Genomic DNA, 19,126 nt, shown 5'->3' with positions numbered 1-19,126 from the left:
TGGAATACAAAGTTGTTTATGTGACAAAAATCTCAGTTTACATTGATACAATATAACGTTACCAAGAAAAGACAATGACTTATGTCACACTCACATAAGGAATCGGACAGTCATTCTCGTTATTAAATGTTACAATTTCATAGCAGTCTGGATCATTTTGAACATTGCGTAATAGCTGATTATTCAGCGCATGACCCGATTTATAGCCATCAAACTTGGCAATCACCTGATGTCCCAACAGGTATAGATCACCAACCGCATCCAGAATTTTATGTCGCACGAACTCATCCGCGAAACGCAGTCCTTCTTCATTGACCACGCCTGTATCATCAACACCAATGGCATTTTCCAGACTTGCGCCCAAGGCCAGATTGTTGGCTTTCAAGTAATCCAGGTCTTTCATAAAACCAAAGGTTCTCGCCTCACTCACCTCATAAACAAAAGTTTCCGTTGAGAAATCAATGGTGGCCGACTGGTATTCCTTGGCAAAGGCAGGATGGTCAAAATCAATGGTGAAATTCAGCTGAAAACCTGAATGGGGCGTAAAGATCGCACGCTTGTCATCAAGCAATGCCTCAACAGGTTTTAAGATACGGATAAACTTTTTGGCGGCGTCTTGCTCGGCAAGTTCACCCTGCATGAGCAAATAGATAAATGGCCCCGCACTGCCATCCATGATGGGCACTTCAGAGGCAGACACCTCAACAATCAGGTTGTCGATGCCAAGCCCTGCAATCGCACTCATGACATGCTCAATGGTTCCCACCTTAATGTCTTCACGGACAAGGTTGGAGCACATGAATGCTTCCTGGATCAGCAAGGCATTTGCAGGGATATCAACAGGTGGGTTCAGGTCAATGCGGCGAAAGACAATGCCTCCATCAATATGGTGTGGAACAAAATTGATCAGCACTTTTTGACCACTGTGCAGACCAATACCGCTCGCTTTCACCACACGCTTGAGAGTACGTTGTTTCACCATGCCATGCTAACTTCATTTGCAAAAACCGCTATAACTTAGCATATTTAGGGCGTTTTGACACTTGATAAATCGAATCGGTTGTTGGCAGAAATGTCAACCCGCATCTTATCTCAAAAAATAAAAAAAGGCATAATTGCTTATACCCTTTCTCTAACCATATGATTTTATTATTTACGCTGTTGATTTTTCAGGTAATCCTGAATACTCATTGGCGATGAACGTGGAGTCGAACTCGGTGCCGCGGTTGCAGGCGCCTCAGTATTGGTACGTTTACTGATCGCAGGTACATCATCCTCGTCCACAGGCTGCTGGGCAGCTGCCTGAACAGGTGCATGATGCGCAGTTACGGTACGTTTCTTATGCTCAACCTCAGACGCATTACGGGTCAGACCAGTGGCAATCACGGTCACACGTAGTTCATCACGTGCATCTGGATCAAACACCGTACCGTAGAAAATCTCACCCTCGTCCAAGTCAACAATCTGATTGACGACATCAGTGATGATCTCGGTTTCGCGTAGGGTAATGTCGTCCCCACCCGTGATGTTGATCAGCACGCCTTTAGCGTTGATAATATTGACATTATCCAGCAATGGACTACGAATTGCCTGTTCAGCCGCCTGACGAGCACGGTCTTCACCACGCCCCAGACCCGCACCCATCATGGCATAACCACGGGTACTCATCGCGGTTTTCAAGTCAGCAAAGTCAAGGTTGATGTGACCACGGTTTACCACAAGGTCAAAGATACTGCGAACCGCATTTAGCAATACATCATCTGCCTTTTTATAGGCATCTTTCATTGAAATGTCACCATAGACGCTAAGTAGGCGCTGGTTTGGAATGATGATCAATGAATCAACATGCGCTTCTAAAGCATCAATACCTTTTTCAGCAGACTTCTGGCGACGGCGGCCTTCGAAGTTAAATGGTGTGGTCACAACACCTACAGTCAGGATACCCATTTCCTTGGCAACCTCGGCCACCACAGGTGCAGCGCCTGTACCCGTACCGCCACCCATACCTGCGGTGACGAATACCATGTCCGTGCCTTCAAGGTGCTGACGGATAATTTCACGACTTTCTTCTGCCGCAATCTGGCCCACTTCAGGATTTGCACCCGCACCCAAACCACGTGTGCTCTGTTCACCCAATTGAATTTTAAACGGCGCATTCATGCTATCCAGCGCCTGCTTGTCTGTATTGGCACAGACAAACTTTACACCCTGAATGTCAGACTGCACCATGTGCTGGACAGCATTACCACCACCACCACCAACCCCAAATACTGTGAAACGGGCTTGACCGTTGCCATCGTCTAGTTCATCTTCTATAAATTCAAATGAGGCCATGACCTTTAGATTTCCTAATATATAAATGGCAGTTACTTCAGCCCGTTACTGCCCTGATTTTTAAAACAACTGATGTTTAGGATGCTGTTCAATAATACCCAGCTTGTCAAGTCCAGTGACTTACGATTACAACTTCCTAACAATTTTTCCCCAAAATACCTACAACTTAAAAGATCGCCTTCAACTTGCTGTTCAGTGCATTCCAGCCATTGGCAACCCGATCCATAAAGCTACGGTCATTTGCCTCTTCTGGCTCCTCCACCGCATCCTGCAAGTCACTCTGGCTAAACATCAGCAAACCCGCAGCCGTTGCGTACATGGAACGGCGCAAGGCTGGCAAGTGCTGGTCATCGGCATAAACCTGCAAGGGTGGATTGCCCAGGTGTGCAGACACTCCAAGCATACGGCGTGCCAAATTGACCATACCCTCAATCTGGCAGGCATCGCCTGTAAGCACCACTCCATGATACAAACCATGAATTGCGCCACTATGTTCCAGCTCTTCACGAATTGAGGTGAAGATTTCTTCATAACGTGCAATGATGATTTCTGCAAGCTCAATGCGACTGATGGTTTGTGTGCCATCAATGCCCTGCACCTGAATCATGTGGTCTGGCTTCACCACACTCAGGTCTACACAGCCATGCAGAATCTTGATACGTTCGGCTTCTTCAGTGGTGGTCTGTAAAACAGCGGCAATATCGCGGGTCACATTTTCACCACCACGCTGCAATGTACGCGCCAGTGCCAAACGCCCATCAAGGTAGACGGCGAGATTGGTAATGCCAGCGCCAATGTCAACTAAACAGACACCATATTCTTTTTCATCCTTGAGCAGGCTGGCTTCAGCGGTTGCCAAACAGGACACCACCATTTTTTCCACCCCGATATTGGCCCCTTTCATGGCACGGTCAAGGTTTTGCATGGTACTGATTGGCATCATCATCAACTGATAATGCCCTGTCATGCTATGCGCCGACATGTTTACAGGGTTTTGCACCCACTCCCCAGAGTCGCCCAGCTCAAAACCAAGCGGCACGGCACTGGCCAGATAATAGTCTGGCGAGACATGGCTGGCTTTTGCCAGTTCCAAAGCCCGCACCACTTCATTGGTTGTAATAATATGATCATGGTTGGCCACAGGGGTACGGCCCGAAGCATAAAAACTCTGCAACTCTGTACTTGGAATGGACACCCACGCACTGTGGATACGACACTCTGCCATATCCTCGGCCTCAGACACCGCATTTTTAATGGCGGCAATCACCTTGTCCAGACTGACAATCTTGCCTTTAACCATACCTCGGTTGCGAGCAGTTGCCATGCCAATGACCTGAATCTTATCTGGCGCATGGATCTTACCAATCAAGACTGAGACCTTATGGGTCCCAATATCAATCGCAACAACTGAGGGAACAGCTTCACTCATTACTTCAATACCATATCTTTTGTTGTGTAGTACGGGGGAAAATCTCCCGTTATTTTTAAGCCACGTATTATGGCTTTGCCTGAATTGCACCTGCAAGCTTTGTGTCATCAATCGTTACAACTAACTGACCGTTGACAATCTTGGGCGGTGCCGCGTTCTTCCACTGAATGGCAAGGCCATTGCGGTAACGCAGGTCAATCGCCGAGATGTTTGACCATACAGGTTTAAGATCCGTTTGTGCCAAATGGCTGAGTCGCTGCAACTTGTTCATGGTCTGGTCCTGATCCACAATGATACGCAGACCCGAATCAAACTGCATAAACCATGTCATGCGCTCGGTTAAATACAGCTCTTTTAAACGCAGGTTCGCTGGATGAAACAACTGGTTGATTTCATTATAGCGACGCATCATCATTTTGGATTGGCTGACTGGACCATGAAGCAGCGGCAGGTTTGGATGTGTTTTAGGCACCGCCTCGCTAAACACCTCACCGTTGTCACTGAGCAAACGCCCTGTTCCCCAACGTGCAATCGCATGGCGTGGCATCACCCGCACCCGAATCGCATTTGGCCAAGCTCGTGACACCACCACACGGTCAACCCATGAGACCTTTAAAGCCTGGTCCCGAATTTGTTCTAAATCTGAAGTAAAGTAGTTGTCTTTAATAATCGGATTTAAGTGCTGTGCCAGCTGTTGATTCTCAACATCTGAATTGGTCCCAACAATCTGCAATTGCGCCACGGTTGCATCAGTCATCACTTTATACAAGCCATAAAGACCGATTGCGAGCACAGCGAAAGCGATCAGCAACAGTATCCACCCTCCCGCATTCACCATTTTTTGCTTGGGTGATGGCGGTTTCTCATGGATAGAGCTAATTGCTGCCCGTGGTTTGCGGCGCATGGATGCAGGAAGTTGAGCCATGAATTAAGCCGACTTCGCCAGGGTTTGCTCTAGGATCGCAACACACAGTTGATCAAAACCATAACCCACCGCCTGTGCCGCCTTGGGCACCAAAGAATGGCTGGTCATGCCAGGCACGGTATTCACCTCCAGCAACCAGAAATTTCCATCCTGATCCTGCATGGCATCAATACGTCCCCAGCCCTCTGCACCAACCGCCTGAAATGCACGTAAACAAAGCGCCTGTAGGCTTTTCTCCTCAGCCTCGCTTAAACCGCAAGGAATCCCATACTGCACATCATCACGCTGGTATTTCGCCTCATAGTCATAAAAAGCAACATCTGCTGGCGGCTGCAAGCGAATCACAGGCAATGGCTGACCATTCAGGAATGAAATGGTAAATTCACGGCCTGTAATCCATTTTTCCGCCATCACCACCGCATCATGCTGCGTGGCTTTTTCAATGGCGGCGGCAAAATCCTCGGCTTTCTCAACCTTACTCATGCCTACACTTGAACCTTCATGCACAGGCTTGATAATCACAGGCAGGCCTAAATCAGCAATCACCGCATTTAAGTCAGAATCCTTGGTGACGATGCGATAAGGTGCGGTTGGCAAGTCACTGCCCTGCCAGATTTGCTTGGTCTTGACCTTGTCCATGCCAATTGCGGAACCCTGTACGCCAGTTCCCGTATATGGAATGTTTAGCCATTCAAGAACACCCTGAATCTGGCCATCCTCACCACCACGGCCATGCAGCACAATAAAGGCACGGTCATAGCCAACCAGTTCCGTCACGCTACGATCCTGTGGGTCAAATGCCTCTGCCTGTACACCCGAACGCAGCAGCGCCTCTAAAACAGCCTGACCACTATCCAGTGACACAGCACGTTCAGCTGATTTCCCACCAAACAACACGGCAACTTTGCCGAATTTTGCAGCATTTGACACGTTTATATCCTTAAAACTGTAAAACTTTTAATATTCACAACACACATTATTTGGCATACAGGCGATGCTGGGCCAATTCTACCGAAATTGCGCCCACGTTACCCGCGCCTTGTGTTAATAACAGGTCATTTGCTTGTAACACTTTTTGTAAAACGTTCGGTAAATTGCCATCCACAGGATCAACCAGAATCGGCTCCACCTCACCCCGCAGTCGAATGCTGCGTGCCAGCGCACGGCTATCTGCCCCCACAATCGGTTTTTCACCCGCTGGATAGACTTCTAACAATAACAGTTGATCCACCTGCGACAACACATCCACAAAGTCATCGAAACAGTCACGGGTACGGCTAAAACGGTGTGGCTGGAACATCATCACCAAACGGCGATCTGGGTGGCTGGCACGAGCTGCCTTAATGGTTGCCTCGACCTCTTTTGGATGGTGACCATAGTCATCCACCAATTTCACCAGACCCTCGCCAACTTCAAACTCACCCTGAACCTGAAAGCGACGACCCACGCCACTAAAGCCCTCCAATGCACGGCAAATCGCCCCATCAGAAACACCCTCATCGGTTGCCACACCAATGGCCGCCAATGCATTCAGGACATTATGCAGACCTGGCTGGTTGATGGTAACGCGCAATGGCTCACGGTCTTTACGCAACACAGTAAAATGCGATTGCATGCCATCCTGCACCACTTCAACCGCACGAATATCATTATCCTCACCAAAACCATAGGTCAGGATTGGACGGCCAATACGCGGCAGAATCTCACGGATATTGGCATCATCACCACAGACTACCGCCAAGCCATAGAACGGCAGGTTATGCAAAAACTGGATGAACGTATCCTTTAACTTGTCAAAGCTACCCTCATAGGTATCCATGTGGTCGGCATCAATATTGGTGACAATCGCCGCCATTGGCTGTAAATACAGGAATGATGCATCCGACTCATCGGCTTCCGCCACAATAAAACGGCTTTCGCCCAGTGCCGCATTAACCCCTGTACTGTTTAGCAAACCGCCAATCACATAGGTTGGGTCAAGGTTTTCCTCAGCCAGCATGGTGGTCAACAAGCTGGTGGTGGTGGTTTTACCATGTGTACCCGCAACCGCGATGCCATGACGGTAACGCATCAGTTCACCCAGCATTTCCGCACGGCGCACAATCGGGGTACGCTGCTCAATGGCCGCCTTGATCTCTGGATTTTCAGGGTCGATTGCCGTTGAAACCACCAATACATTGGCATTCTTAATATTGTCGGCTGAATGCCCAATATAAACCTTGATGCCATTCGCTTCGAGATGCGTGGTGGTTTTGGATTCCTTAATGTCCGAACCCGAAATTTTATAGCCCTGATTTTTTAGAACTTCGGCAATACCACACATCCCCGCACCACCAATACCAACAAAGTGGATATGTTTAATACGGCGCATTTCTGGCACTTTAATCAGCTTTTTGGCTTGGTTTGGATTGGTAGGAGACATAGATAAACTCGAATTACAATTTCTTGATCAGGTCAACCACATGCTGGGTGGCATTCGGTTGTGCTTGTTGGCGTGCATTAATTGCCATTTCAGAGAGCAACTGGCGGTTGAGCAAAGCGCCCAGCAGTTCTCCCAGAAAGGACGGTGTCATATTGGCTTGCTGGCAAATCCTGGCGGCACCCACATTTGCCAGGAATTTGGCATTGGCCGTCTGATGGTCATCCACCGCAATCGGCAAAGGCACAAAAATCGCCGCAAGGCCCGCGGTCGCCACTTCCGTTACCGTCAAAGCGCCTGCACGACAGATAATCAGGTCAGCTTCACTATAGGCCTTTGCCATATCATGAATAAACGGCTCAACCTGCACCTGTAGGCTTTTAGGTGCATCATGGTAGCGAACACGGGTTAAATCCTGCTGGTTCTGACCACATTGGTGAAACACCTTTAAAGGAATATTCACCTTGCTTAACGCCTCAGGCAAACGCTCATTTAAGGCCTGCGCACCCAGTGACCCCCCAACAATCAGAACACTAAGGGGCTGCTGCTCCTGTTCACGGGTCTGATAACGCCATGATGGATTCAAAATCGCAGAAATTTCCGCACGCACAGGATTGCCTGTGGTCACCACTTTATCACTAGTTGGGAAAGTATTTGGAAAAGCCTGACAAACTGTCGTGGCAATACGTGCCAATTGCGTATTGGTAAATCCCGCAATGGCATTTTGCTCATGAATCAGGATCGGAATCCCCAAAATACGTGCAGCCAACCCACCTGGTCCAGCCACATAGCCACCAAAACCCGCCACCGCATCAACCTTGAGCTGCCGCATATAGCGCATAGCGCTCAGGGTCGCCTTGAGAATCTTGAAAGGTGCGCTGAGTTTACGCAACAGGCCATTGCCACGTACACCCTGAATGTCAATTTGATAAATCGGAATGTTTTGGTCTTTGAGTAACCGATTTTCCATACCTGTAGGTGTCGCAAGCCACGACACCTGACAGCCTTCCTGTTGAAGTTGTTTTGCAACAGCCAGTGCTGGAAAAACATGCCCACCTGTACCAGCGGCCATCATCATGACATGTTTGGGTTTGTTCTGCGGTGAATTGGTCACGGTCTAATTCTTCAACTCAAAAAAGAAAGTTATCGTCTATTGTTTTCGGAAGTTATTTTAATCCTAAAGCTTCATTCACGAAAAGCGAATTTCACCTGTTTACAACAGAAAGCCCCGCTTTTTTCAATTGTTTGTTAAAAACAGGGGAGCACTACATCCGATTGCCCATTTGCCTTGCAATCAGCATCAAAAACAAATGGGCAATTCGGCCAACAAACAGGGAGTCTAGTTCTGTCGTCCAGCCTCAAGCACAGTAAACAAGTCATCGGCAATTGAGGTGCCAAACTGGGCATCAATTTCCCGAATACAGGTTGGGCTGGTGACATTAATTTCAGTGACATAATTTCCAATCACATCCAGACCGACAAACACCAGACCCTTTTCACGCAGGAAAGGTCCAACCTTTGCAGCAATCATTTTGTCATTTTCAGTCAGTGGACGCGCCTGTCCCAAACCACCTGCCGCCAGATTGCCACGTACCTCACCATTTTGCGGAATACGCGCCAGACAATAAGGAACTGGCTCACCATTGACCATCAGGATGCGTTTATCGCCTTCGACAATTTCAGGGATATAACGCTGTGCCATGATTGGACGTGTCCCCATTTCCGTGAGCATTTCCAGGGTCGAACCAATGTTCACACCATCCTGATACAGGCGGAAAATCCCCATGCCCCCCATGCCATCCAGAGGTTTCACAATGACATCACCATGTTGCTTGATAAACTCACGAATCAGGCTTTGTTGTGACGTTACCAAGGTCGGAACCTGAAGTTCTGGAAACTGGGTCGCAAACAGTTTTTCATTACAGTCACGCAGTGATTGCGGTTTATTGATGATCCATGCGCCCTCACGCTCCGCCTGTTCCAGAATGTAGGTGGTATAGACAAAGTTCATGTCAAATGGCGGATCTTTACGCATCAATACCACATCATAAGTAGCGAGCGATTCTTTTTGCTTTTCGCCCAGCTCATAATAATGGCTGTAGTCTTCAAATACCTTTAATGGCGAGATCAGGCCGAATGCCTTCCCTTGGTCGATATATAAATCCTGTTGCAATGCATAGCCCAGCTCATGTCCACGACGGCTTGCCGCCCATAGCATTGCCATGGTTGAATCTTTCTTGAGATTCACTGTTTCAATTGGATCCATCACCACAAGTACACGCATAACCTGACGCTCGTATTTTTAATCTTGCTGAAAAGTATAACCAAGTTTTCTGCTTATGGCTGAACAAGTTATGTAAATATTAAATAATAAAAAATCTATTTTATTCAATTAACTACAACAACATCTTTCTTTTTCAATCATGGTCTGGTTTGGGAAATGTTTGACTCGTTTAAGTTCCAGCCAGATGCATTTCCCAACATACCAATATTGCCTTATGACAATAAACGTTGAATATCTTTGGCAATTTTTTCTGGTTTGGTGATTGGCGCATAACGTTTTACCACCTCACCTTTTTGATTGATCAAAAACTTGGTGAAATTCCACTTTATACTGCTTCCCAACAGGCCTTTGGCTTCTGAGGTTAAATACTGATAAAGCGGATGGGCAGTTGGTCCATTCACATCAACCTTGGCAAACATGGGGAATGAAACGCCATAGTTGCGCTGACAGAAGCTGCCGATTTCCTGATTGCTTGATGGGTCTTGGTTGGCAAACTGGTTACATGGAAACCCCAAAATCACCAAGCCCTGCTGCTGATAGTCCTGATATAGCTTTTCCAGACCCTCAAACTGTGGGGTTAAACCACACTGGCTTGCGGTATTCACCACCAGCAGCACTTTGCCTTGATAGTCTGCGAGGTTCTTTTGTTCGCCCTCTAAAAGTTCAGCCTGAAAATCATAAATCTTGGTCATAAAAATTCTCTCTGCAATAAAACTTGTGTCATTCCCAAAGTAGCCCTGTTTATTTGTTAAGCTACGGCACAAACAATATTGCACACAATTATATTGTATGCAAGTTAATTATGCGCAATATACTTTTTGTGTTTTTCAATTTATACTGCTTTATCGATATTGCGACATTAAGGATGGGATCATGACTGAGATTGCTTACCTGGATAATCAAGTCTGTTTTGCCATGTACTCGGCGACCAATGCCATGATTCGCCAATATCGTCCTTTGTTACAGGCTTATGATCTGACCTATCCGCAATTTATTGTGTTGCTGGCGTTGTATGAACAAGACAACGTAACCTTGTCAGAAATCGGACAAAAGACTTTTTTTGACTCAGGAACCTTAACGCCGATTATTAAAAAACTGGAAGAAAAGCAGTTTTTAAAGCGTGTTGCGGTTAAAGAAGATGAACGCATGAAAAAAGTGATCTTGCTGGAAAAAGCACTTTCGGCAAAAGATGAAATTACCCTGATTCCCTTTAAACTGGCCTGCTCTTTGAATATTGACCCGAATGATTTGGTGGCGATTCATAATCTGTGTCATCGTTTCTTAAAGGGTTTGGAAAGTTCTAAACTCGAAAGTATGAGTGAATAAATGCAACAGGCCATTGTTGGATTTCATCTGGATGAGGAAAATCATTGGGTGGCTGATCTCGCCTGTGGTCATGGGCAGCATGTACGCCATGATCCACCTTGGCAAAATCGCCCTTGGGTGTTGACTGAACAAGGGCGTAAAGAAAAGTTAGGGATAATGTTGGAGTGTAAGAAGTGTGAGGAAGAGTGATTCGTATAGCGGCCATTATGTTAAATAGGTGGAAAATTCTATGGTGTTTGAAGTTCTCATATGAGATTTTATGTTAAATATAAGCTAATTTCCTAAAATATATGCTACTTATATTCTGTCGATGTTGGTAAACAGAATACCTAAATTAACTTCTTTTATTAAGGAGTTAATTATGCTTCCCTCAACACATCAGTTAGAAGAAACAATAATAGAAGAATTAGAGTATCAATTAGATGGATGGATTGATAAAGCTCGAGACTTTGATGAATATAATTTTAATAAGGAATTAGATGAACTGGCTAGTGATACATTATATCCAGTTTTTAATCTAGCAACTCCTGAATATGCAACCATTAGATTAATGGGACGTATAAGTATTAGTATTGGTCGCCGATTAGGGGAATTATATGACAAAATACCTAGATTATTGGCTATGGAAAAATATGATTTAACTAAAAGCCAAGTTGCACCTAAATTTAATGGTTTAGAATTGGATATTTGCTTAAGTAAAGAAGATATTGATGAAGATTTATTTAATCATATCGATGATATTTATCATAAATATATTGATACCAATATTGTATCAAATGGTTTGGGAATAGAAATTAGATATAATTTCAACCCGAATGATAGCTCTAGATTGCGTAAAGATTGTGCTATGGCTGATGAAATCAGGGCAGAAGGATTAACTCCTATCTATTTAGTTTATAGCTCTATTAGTCCAAGACTAGATGCAATTTCTAGGCTGGAAAGAGCAGGATGGAAATTTATAAAGGGACAGGAAGCTTTAGATTTTTCTAGTGAAATATTAGGTCTAGACGTATCAACTATATGGAATAGACCTAATATTAGAGAAGTAATTGATTCGAAAATTAATACTATGATGAATAATATTAAGAATTCTTACGGTATGTCAGAATTCTTAAGAAAATAAATTTTATAAGTTTATGCTAGAATTTTTTCTAGCATAAACTGTTGATTCAAATAAGTCTTTTCCACTATTACGTTTTCTGAAACGGTGGATTTCACTAATATCATATCCGAGACCTTCAAAAATTTGAGCTAAATATACATCTGTTTCGATATATCTGCTTTTAATTCTAGAATTCCCTACTACATATGCACATCTGAGATCTTTTTGTGGTAACGTTTCCATAGCTTTAATTTGCTTAGCCAATAAATTAAAGTACTTCATGACATAATTTGCCATTAAGTTATCATCAGTTCTGATATCTTCTACTAAATCCCATACATCTTTTAGAAAATCAAATTCTGGTTCTATAACACCTTTATTGAGAATGGATGTAGCAGTTCCCCATGTCCCACCAATAGTATCCTTATCTAAACTAGATGCTTCTTTACCAGTAGTAATAAAATCTAAAAAATATAGATGTGGTCTAGTATTCCAAACATAACTATATCTATTTGGATATGGTGGAGATGTAATAACACAGTTAATATCTTTTTCTATGGTTACATTTTCTAAAGTTACTGAATTGGTATTAAAAATTTTAGATTGAGTTTTTATATCATACTCTTGTATCTCAATTAAATCATTTTTCATTTTTTCAAAATGCTTTGAAAAAATTTCCATTACATTAATTGTTTCATGACTTCGATCAATAAAATGTAATTGTAATTTTCCTAAAGTAACATTCGATAAATCAGGAACAAGTACAGCTGCGATAGCAAGTAAGAAAAAGTCTTTGATATCTTTTTCTTGAATTTCTTCATTTATTATTTTTTTTAATATTAATAAATCTGTAATAACTTCATCATTCCACCAACGATGAGGATTATGAATAGGTGGAATTTCTAGACCATATTTTTCTAGATTATTAAAGTTAACTAATTTAGACAAATCTGAAAATTTATTATCAACTAACTTTTTATATTTGATTAATTTACTAACATCTACTGACCAGTTACAGCATATTTGTCCTACCCAATGTAAGAATGGATTAATCTCAAATCCATAGCAATTGTATCCTTCAAGTTGACTTTCAATCAGAGTGGTACTAGCTCCACTGAAAGGATCCAAAATAGTATCGCCTTTAGAACATTCTAATTTTTCTATCATTTCCTGTACTAAATCAGGAGCATAACTAGGAGTTAATCTGAACCATCTATGGACTTTTGCTGAAAGTCCAGCTTTAAAAGTTGATTGTGTTACATGAATTGGATCATAGTTAAATGTGTAATTGGTGGTGATCATAGATAGTTAAAAACAAAAAATGTGACACATCATATCATGGCATCAAATAATACTATGACAGGAACATCCAGTGCAAAAGCTATCTTTTGAACGTTTCTCAAAGAAACATTTCTCTCCCCCCTTTCTTTCTATTGCTCCTATATATGTTCTATGTAGGTCAGCGAGTTCTGCTAACTTTTCTTGAGATATTTCTCTTTTAAGTCTATGGAAACGAACATTTTTTCCAAATACATCATTAATGTCTTTCATATTGGTTAAGTTCAAACTTTTAATATGAAAGATATTTTTAGGCCTCAACTTTTTCGACAGAATATAAGTAGTAATTTAAGTTAAGAATTTCTAAAATTAACATAATAAGCCTTATGCGAAATGCTTGAAGTTTTCTTATAAGCATCAATATCTTACTCTAAACCATTCTAGGGTTCAGCGCACTGGAACAGCTTTTTCATTATTGTTCACGTTCCACGCTTATTTTTCAATCATTATTTCCAATAATCAATTAGCTCAACTCAACAAAAAAGGAAGCCTCAGCTTCCTTTCCCACATCAAAACCTTAGATGCCATATTTTTCACGATACGCCTGCATATTTGCCAAGGCTTCTTTCTCGCCTTTGGTATCCAGATAATCCATCAAATCTTTCATGGTGATTAAAGCATGCACAGGAATTTCTAGTTCTTGCTGCACTTCCTGAATCGCAGAAAGCTCACCTTGACCACGTTCCTGACGGTCTAGCGCGACCAAGACCCCTGCAATACTTGCACCCGCATTTTTTAAGATCGTCACAACTTCACGAATTGCCGTCCCTGCAGTGATCACATCGTCAATGATCCAGACTTTCTGGCCAACAACCGATGCGCCAACCAACACACCACCTTCACCATGATCTTTGGCTTCTTTACGGTTAAAGCCCCAAGGTACACTTTTACCATGCACCTGAGACAACGCCACCGCTGTTGCAGCAACAAACGGAATGCCTTTATAGGCTGGACCAAAAATCACACCCACGTTGTCACACTGAACCAGTTTATCCGCATAGCCCTGTGCTAAAAGCGACAGTGCCTCACCATCATTCAGTAAACCCGCGTTAAAGAAATAAGGACTGACACGACCTGATTTTAAGGTAAACTCACCAAATTTAAGCACACCACGTGATAATGCGAGTTCGATAAAAGCTTGCGGATGAAATGACACAGGCGTGGTCATAAGGTGCTCCAAATTCTTCAATTGAGGTTAAACATACGCATGATACCAAAGGATAGCTATCCAAGTGATGTAAAAATTCTTCGCGTCGTTTCAATTAACGTCAACGGACTGCGTTCTTCCGTGACTAAGGGACTGCTGGAATGGTTGGAACAGTCGGGTGCCGATGTTGTGTGTATGCAGGAAAGCCGCATTACCCATGAACAGTGGACCGATAAATTCAAGCCTGAGGGCTGGTATACCCACCTGTTCCCTGCCGAACGTGCGGGCTATGCAGGTACGGCGATTTACAGCCGTCTCCCATTTGTTTCAGTGCAAAACGGTTTGGGTTTTGAACTGGCCGATTCGCAGGGGCGTTTTATTACGGCTGAATTCGATCTGGGATTGTCACAGCCTGTTCATATTGCCTCGCTATACTTGCCATCAGGTTCAAGTGGTGACAAAGCGCAGGCGCGTAAGGATTTATTTCTACAGGAATACGCCCAAATATTAAAACAATGGCGGGATGAAAATAAATCAATCATTGTGTGTGGTGACTACAATATCGTACATAAGCGCATTGATATTAAAAACTGGTCAGGCAACCAGAAATCTTCAGGCTGCTTACCCCATGAAAGAGCATGGCTTGATCATATTTATGATGAACTGGGTTATGTCGATACATTCCGCGAAGTGCGAAAAGAGGCAGAATTATATTCATGGTGGTCAAATCGTGGGCAGGCCCGTGCAAAAAATGTGGGTTGGCGAATTGACTATCAGGCCTGTTCACCTGACTGGAAAATGCGGACTGCAAACGCATGGGTGTATAAAGAACAATGGTTTAGCGACCATGCCCCTGTCATTATTGACTATAAAATACACGAATAAGTGAACACTTGTTCACTTTGACCGCCTCTTTGGCTGACAGATTGTGTCGTTTTTTGTGTATTTTTATTTATCGGCTGTAACGGCATTATAGCACCACGGCACAGGGAAGCGGTCAGGATGACCAAAAAAGGATAGGAAGCCGTAGGAAGACAAAATAAACTTAGTTTAAGTTTATTTGCATGGATGAGACATTGGACGTTGAAATGAGACCCGCATGATCAGGAAGATTAAATGCGGGTTTTCTCTTTTTTAATCTTAGATATTTTTACCCAGTTTGTCTGTAGCTTTTTTCATCAAAAAGCATGATTGATTTGATCATTTTAATTTTGCTCAACACACTACATCAATTTACTTGATAAACAGGGTCTGTTGACCATTTCAAACATGCATTAAGTTATAGGCTAAAAAACTCAACTGGCAAATCACCCTCTTTTTGCGTTAGGCTTTCAGCCATATCTTTTCTTGTTTTCTATGGTTTACAGCATGTTTAAAATTTATGGTATTAAAAACTGCAATTCAATGAAAAAGGCCTTTGATGCCTTACAGGCAAAGGGTATTGCCTATGAATTTCATGACTACAAAAAACAAGGGATTGATGCTGCAACTTTAGAGGTCTGGCTTAAAGAAATAGGTGCAGATAAGGTGCTGAATAAAAAAGGTACAACCTGGCGCAAGTTATCCGAAACGGAACAGGCCCATGCCAGCAGCAACGAGCAAAATTTGATTGAGACCCTCATTGCCCAACCGAGCCTGATTAAGCGTCCAGTGCTGCAAACTGCACAGGGTTTTGTGGTTGGCTTTGATGAAGCAACGTATCAAAACCTCTCCGCTTAAAGAAATAAAATAAAAAACCGAGTCACAGGACTCGGTTTTTTTCAGTTCAAACTCAAATTAGTTGGCACGAACCCAAGTCTGGTTACGACCGAGTGCTGCAACACCGATATAGCCACGTAGTTTTAGCTTCTTGCCACCCTCGATCAATTCAGCTTTCAACTTGTAGGTTTTGCCGTTTTTAGGGTCAAGAATTGAACCATTGTCATAATTTGTTCCACCCACGTTCTTCAGGTTACGCACAATCGTCACACCTTTAAGTGATTTGTTGTGGTAGGTTCCTTCACATTTAGAGCAGGCATCTTCCTGGCCTGGGACTAAATATTTTTGAATAGACGCTGTTAACGAACCGTCCTTTTGCTCAGTAAACTTCACAATCGCCTTTGGCTGCTTCGTTTCATCATCGATTGTCTGCCAAACGCTACCGTTCAATGCATCTGCCGCATTGGCAAAAGCGGTTAAACCGAGTAATCCTAGTGCTAAAGCAATTTTCTTCATTTTTGTAATATCCTTAAGGGGTCTTTCAAGACCACGAGTATTGGGAACTTTCGTCAATATTGCAATTCTTGATTATGACTATTTGGTATAACCTGAGTAAGAATCTTGAGGGGTATAAGCCCAATGCTTTATTCACCTATAAAATAAAGCTCAAGTGCCTGAACTCCCTTATTATTATACTGACCTAACAATATGGAAAAACTATGAAATTTGGTACTGTCTGGAAATATTATTTTACTGAATCGCTACTAAAAGCGACCATTCGCACGCCGAGTCAGTTTAATTTGGCCCCAAATGCTTTACGACCTTTGCTTGACCAACTTTGCCGTGTATTTCCAAAGGACCAAACCGTACAAATTCGTCCATTACGCCTGGCGGGTGTGCGTGGTGAAGAGATCAAGGCACAGGCTTCTGCCACCCAACTGATTCTCCACATTCATGGGGGTGCATTTTTTCTGGGTAACCTGAATACCCACCGCGCCCTAATGACGGATATTGCAGCGCGTACACAAATGCAGGTCATCCACGTGGATTATCCGCTTGCGCCAGAACATCCCTATCCTGAGGCAATCGACGCCATTTTTGATGTCTATCAGGCGCTTCTGGTACAGGGAATTCAACCAAAGGACATTATTGTTTCTGGTGACTCCTGTGGTGCCAATCTTGCGCTGGCCCTGTGTCTACGCCTGAAGCAGCAGCCAGAGCTGATGCCAAGCGGCTTAATTTTGATGTCACCTTATCTGGACTTGACCTTAACCAGTGAATCGCTGCGTTTTAACCAGAAACATGATGCCCTGCTCTCCATAGAGGCGTTGCAGGCAGGTATCAACCATTATTTAAAAGATGGTACCCAGCCAGATGATCCACGTGTCTCACCCTTGTTTGATGACCTGAAAGGTCTGCCACCAACACTGGTTCAGGTGGGTTCAAAAGAGATTCTGCTGGATGATTCAAAACGCTTTAGGGAAAAAGCGGAGCAGGCAGGTGTCAAGGTTCGGTTTAAGCTCTACACAGGCATGTGGCATAATTTCCAGATGTTCAATGCATGGTTCCCTGAAGCAAAACAGGCACTGGCGGATATTGCGGATTTCGCCCATTCACTTGACCGTGACTAGACCGCTTAAATTTTATGCAAAAATGGTCAGCTATGTCTGACCATTGTCACTCTTAATTTAATTTTGTCATCATAAAATAAATCTGATTGAATATTCAGATCATAGCCCCTTTTTCAAAAAATTTTCCCGTTATAATTTGCATTAAAAAGCCCAGAGCTAGACTTTTTTCTCATTCCAAAGATGTTATTGTTATTTTAATTATTATTCTTCAATATTTTGACGATAACTCTACAGTTCCTACGGAATCTCATTGCATATAAGGATGCATGCCAATGGTCAAGATTCGTTTTAATAGGTCAACTGACACAAAAAGATGGGGCCTCAGGCTTTTTTTGGAACATCAAATTGTAGTCAATTGGACCATACTTAAAAAAAGTATTTTATTACTGATACTTGCTGCTGTTATGAACCTGTTCTGGATCAGTTGGGATATTTTTGTCCTCACCCATCCAGCATATTCAGCATGGGTACATTTAAACCTGGTCTGGTCTCAGTTATGGACCAGCCTGATTATGCTTGTGGTTTTAGTGGCCCTCATTTTTCCCTGCCACTTTTATAGGGATCGGAAATGGGCAAAGGAGTTTCTTCCCCTCATTACGGTGCAGGTCTTTACCGCAATGCTTTGCCATAACAGCTATCTGGTGGGAAGCTTTAGTCCAGCAACCATGGTGGGTTATGTCAGCGTGGTGGGTGTGGGCTTGATCCTGTTTAACCGTAAAATGATTTACTGCGCCCTTGTGCCTGCCACCATTGCCCTGTTGTTCTGCAATTATATGAGCATTATCGGGGCACTCACCTACGCCCCACTGTTTAATATGGCGGAAATCAACAAGGTTGCAATGCATCCTTTCTGGGTGGGCAGCATGATGTTCTTCCTTGTTCCCATTCTACTTGCCTGCCTATTCCTGTTTGAGGTCTTGCTGACCCAGTGGCGCACACGGGAAACCGCCATTCAGGTCCTCAGCCGTCTTGACCCCCTCACCAATGTGCTGAACCGACGCAGCATCAGCAGCTATCTGGAAAAGCTGCACCAGCAGCCTGACCCGTTATATTCAATTGTGCTGCTCGATTTAGACCACTTTAAGAATATTAATGACCAGTTTGGGCACAGCATGGGCGATCAGGTGCTGGTTCAGGTGGCAAGATGTCTGGCAAACAACATACGTGACCTAGATGTGATTGGGCGTTTTGGTGGTGAGGAGTTTATTTTGCTGCTGCCGAACACCACGACGGCACAGGCACAAAGTGTGGCGGAACGCTGCCGTCTGGCAATCTCCCACCTGAACTTTATCACGGAATATCAGCAGGAATTTTCGGTCAGTGCCAGCTTTGGCATTAGCAGTTCAGTGAGTGCGGATGAACCCCATTTAATCATTAGTCAGGCCGATCAGGCATTGTATGCGGTCAAGGCCGATGGACGGAATCAGGTGAAAATCTTTACTGACCTTGCCATTGATTAAAGGTATTTCCAGCCATTTAGGGGAAATGGCTGG

At 43.7% G+C, this 19,126-nt stretch carries 20 protein-coding genes; 7 read left to right on the top strand and 13 right to left on the bottom strand.

Annotated features, from left to right (window positions below):
• Positions 1–79: 79 nt before the first annotated feature.
• The 9 genes from lpxC to QLH32_RS11600 form a co-directional block, all read right to left on the bottom strand.
• Complete coding sequence (lpxC, locus tag QLH32_RS11640) at positions 80–982, bottom strand: UDP-3-O-acyl-N-acetylglucosamine deacetylase (protein WP_283266366.1); 903 nt, start codon at positions 980–982, stop codon at positions 80–82.
• A gap of 167 nt (positions 983–1,149) precedes the next feature.
• Positions 1,150–2,334 (bottom strand): cell division protein FtsZ, encoded by a 1,185-nt coding sequence (ftsZ, locus tag QLH32_RS11635; RefSeq protein ID WP_279961176.1) that lies wholly within the window; start codon positions 2,332–2,334, stop codon positions 1,150–1,152.
• A 166-nt stretch (positions 2,335–2,500) separates the two neighbouring features.
• Positions 2,501–3,763, bottom strand: a complete 1,263-nt coding sequence (gene ftsA, locus QLH32_RS11630; RefSeq protein ID WP_279961175.1) for a cell division protein FtsA — start codon at positions 3,761–3,763, stop codon at positions 2,501–2,503.
• 67 nt (positions 3,764–3,830) lie between these two features.
• Entirely contained in the window at positions 3,831–4,688 is an 858-nt protein-coding gene (locus QLH32_RS11625) for a cell division protein FtsQ/DivIB (protein WP_279961174.1), read from the bottom strand.
• Between the two features lie 3 nt (positions 4,689–4,691).
• A complete protein-coding gene (locus QLH32_RS11620) occupies positions 4,692–5,618 on the bottom strand; it encodes a D-alanine--D-alanine ligase (protein ID WP_283266365.1) in 927 nt (308 codons plus the stop codon).
• Positions 5,619–5,664: 46 nt separating this feature from the next.
• The gene (gene murC, locus QLH32_RS11615) at positions 5,665–7,110 is read right to left on the bottom strand and encodes a UDP-N-acetylmuramate--L-alanine ligase (RefSeq protein WP_267981276.1); all 1,446 of its coding nucleotides are present in this window, start codon (positions 7,108–7,110) and stop codon (positions 5,665–5,667) included.
• Positions 7,111–7,123: 13 nt separating this feature from the next.
• On the bottom strand, positions 7,124–8,221 hold the full coding sequence (murG, locus tag QLH32_RS11610) for an undecaprenyldiphospho-muramoylpentapeptide beta-N-acetylglucosaminyltransferase (protein WP_283266364.1): 1,098 nt from the start codon (positions 8,219–8,221) through the stop codon (positions 7,124–7,126).
• Between the two features lie 225 nt (positions 8,222–8,446).
• Entirely contained in the window at positions 8,447–9,391 is a 945-nt protein-coding gene (gene gshB, locus QLH32_RS11605; protein ID WP_283266363.1) for a glutathione synthase, read from the bottom strand.
• A gap of 212 nt (positions 9,392–9,603) precedes the next feature.
• A complete protein-coding gene (locus tag QLH32_RS11600; protein ID WP_283266362.1) occupies positions 9,604–10,083 on the bottom strand; it encodes a glutathione peroxidase in 480 nt (159 codons plus the stop codon).
• Positions 10,084–10,264: 181 nt separating this feature from the next.
• On the opposite strand from QLH32_RS11600, the gene QLH32_RS11595 reads away from it, so the two are divergent.
• From QLH32_RS11595 to QLH32_RS11585, 3 genes are all read left to right on the top strand, one after another.
• Positions 10,265–10,717, top strand: coding sequence for a MarR family winged helix-turn-helix transcriptional regulator (locus tag QLH32_RS11595; protein WP_283266361.1), 453 nt, complete (start codon positions 10,265–10,267; stop codon positions 10,715–10,717).
• Positions 10,718–10,906 (top strand): DUF3565 domain-containing protein, encoded by a 189-nt coding sequence (locus tag QLH32_RS11590; protein WP_283266360.1) that lies wholly within the window; start codon positions 10,718–10,720, stop codon positions 10,904–10,906.
• Between the two features lie 172 nt (positions 10,907–11,078).
• On the top strand, positions 11,079–11,840 hold the full coding sequence (locus QLH32_RS11585; protein ID WP_283266359.1) for a hypothetical protein: 762 nt from the start codon (positions 11,079–11,081) through the stop codon (positions 11,838–11,840).
• A 3-nt stretch (positions 11,841–11,843) separates the two neighbouring features.
• Here QLH32_RS11585 and QLH32_RS11580 read toward each other — a convergent pair whose 3' ends face one another.
• The 3 genes from QLH32_RS11580 to pyrE form a co-directional block, all read right to left on the bottom strand.
• Positions 11,844–13,121, bottom strand: coding sequence for a DNA methyltransferase (locus tag QLH32_RS11580; RefSeq protein WP_283266358.1), 1,278 nt, complete (start codon positions 13,119–13,121; stop codon positions 11,844–11,846).
• A gap of 42 nt (positions 13,122–13,163) precedes the next feature.
• On the bottom strand, positions 13,164–13,370 hold the full coding sequence (locus QLH32_RS11575; RefSeq protein WP_283266357.1) for a helix-turn-helix domain-containing protein: 207 nt from the start codon (positions 13,368–13,370) through the stop codon (positions 13,164–13,166).
• Between the two features lie 304 nt (positions 13,371–13,674).
• Complete coding sequence (gene pyrE / locus QLH32_RS11570; protein ID WP_283266356.1) at positions 13,675–14,325, bottom strand: orotate phosphoribosyltransferase; 651 nt, start codon at positions 14,323–14,325, stop codon at positions 13,675–13,677.
• Positions 14,326–14,364: 39 nt separating this feature from the next.
• Here pyrE and QLH32_RS11565 point away from each other — a divergent pair, with 39 nt between their 5' ends.
• Positions 14,365–15,189 carry an exodeoxyribonuclease III gene (locus QLH32_RS11565; protein WP_283266355.1) on the top strand — a complete coding sequence of 275 codons (825 nt, stop codon included), beginning with the start codon at positions 14,365–14,367 and terminating at the stop codon, positions 15,187–15,189.
• Between the two features lie 483 nt (positions 15,190–15,672).
• A complete protein-coding gene (locus QLH32_RS11560; RefSeq protein ID WP_283266354.1) occupies positions 15,673–16,023 on the top strand; it encodes an arsenate reductase in 351 nt (116 codons plus the stop codon).
• Between the two features lie 57 nt (positions 16,024–16,080).
• On the opposite strand, the gene QLH32_RS11555 is transcribed toward QLH32_RS11560, so the two are convergent.
• Positions 16,081–16,518 carry a DUF2147 domain-containing protein gene (locus tag QLH32_RS11555; RefSeq protein WP_283266353.1) on the bottom strand — a complete coding sequence of 146 codons (438 nt, stop codon included), beginning with the start codon at positions 16,516–16,518 and terminating at the stop codon, positions 16,081–16,083.
• Positions 16,519–16,721: 203 nt separating this feature from the next.
• Here QLH32_RS11555 and QLH32_RS11550 point away from each other — a divergent pair, with 203 nt between their 5' ends.
• Together QLH32_RS11550 and QLH32_RS11545 are read left to right on the top strand one after the other, a co-directional pair.
• The gene (locus QLH32_RS11550) at positions 16,722–17,633 is read left to right on the top strand and encodes an alpha/beta hydrolase (RefSeq protein ID WP_267981288.1); all 912 of its coding nucleotides are present in this window, start codon (positions 16,722–16,724) and stop codon (positions 17,631–17,633) included.
• A 272-nt stretch (positions 17,634–17,905) separates the two neighbouring features.
• Positions 17,906–19,093 (top strand): GGDEF domain-containing protein, encoded by a 1,188-nt coding sequence (locus tag QLH32_RS11545; protein ID WP_283266352.1) that lies wholly within the window; start codon positions 17,906–17,908, stop codon positions 19,091–19,093.
• Positions 19,094–19,126 lie beyond the last annotated feature (33 nt).

The organism is Acinetobacter corruptisaponis (genome assembly GCF_030053775.1).
Taxonomy (GTDB): Bacteria; Pseudomonadota; Gammaproteobacteria; order Pseudomonadales; family Moraxellaceae; genus Acinetobacter; species Acinetobacter corruptisaponis.
Note: the sequence above shows the minus strand (reverse complement) of the source record. Positions and strands in the feature narration are given on the sequence as shown.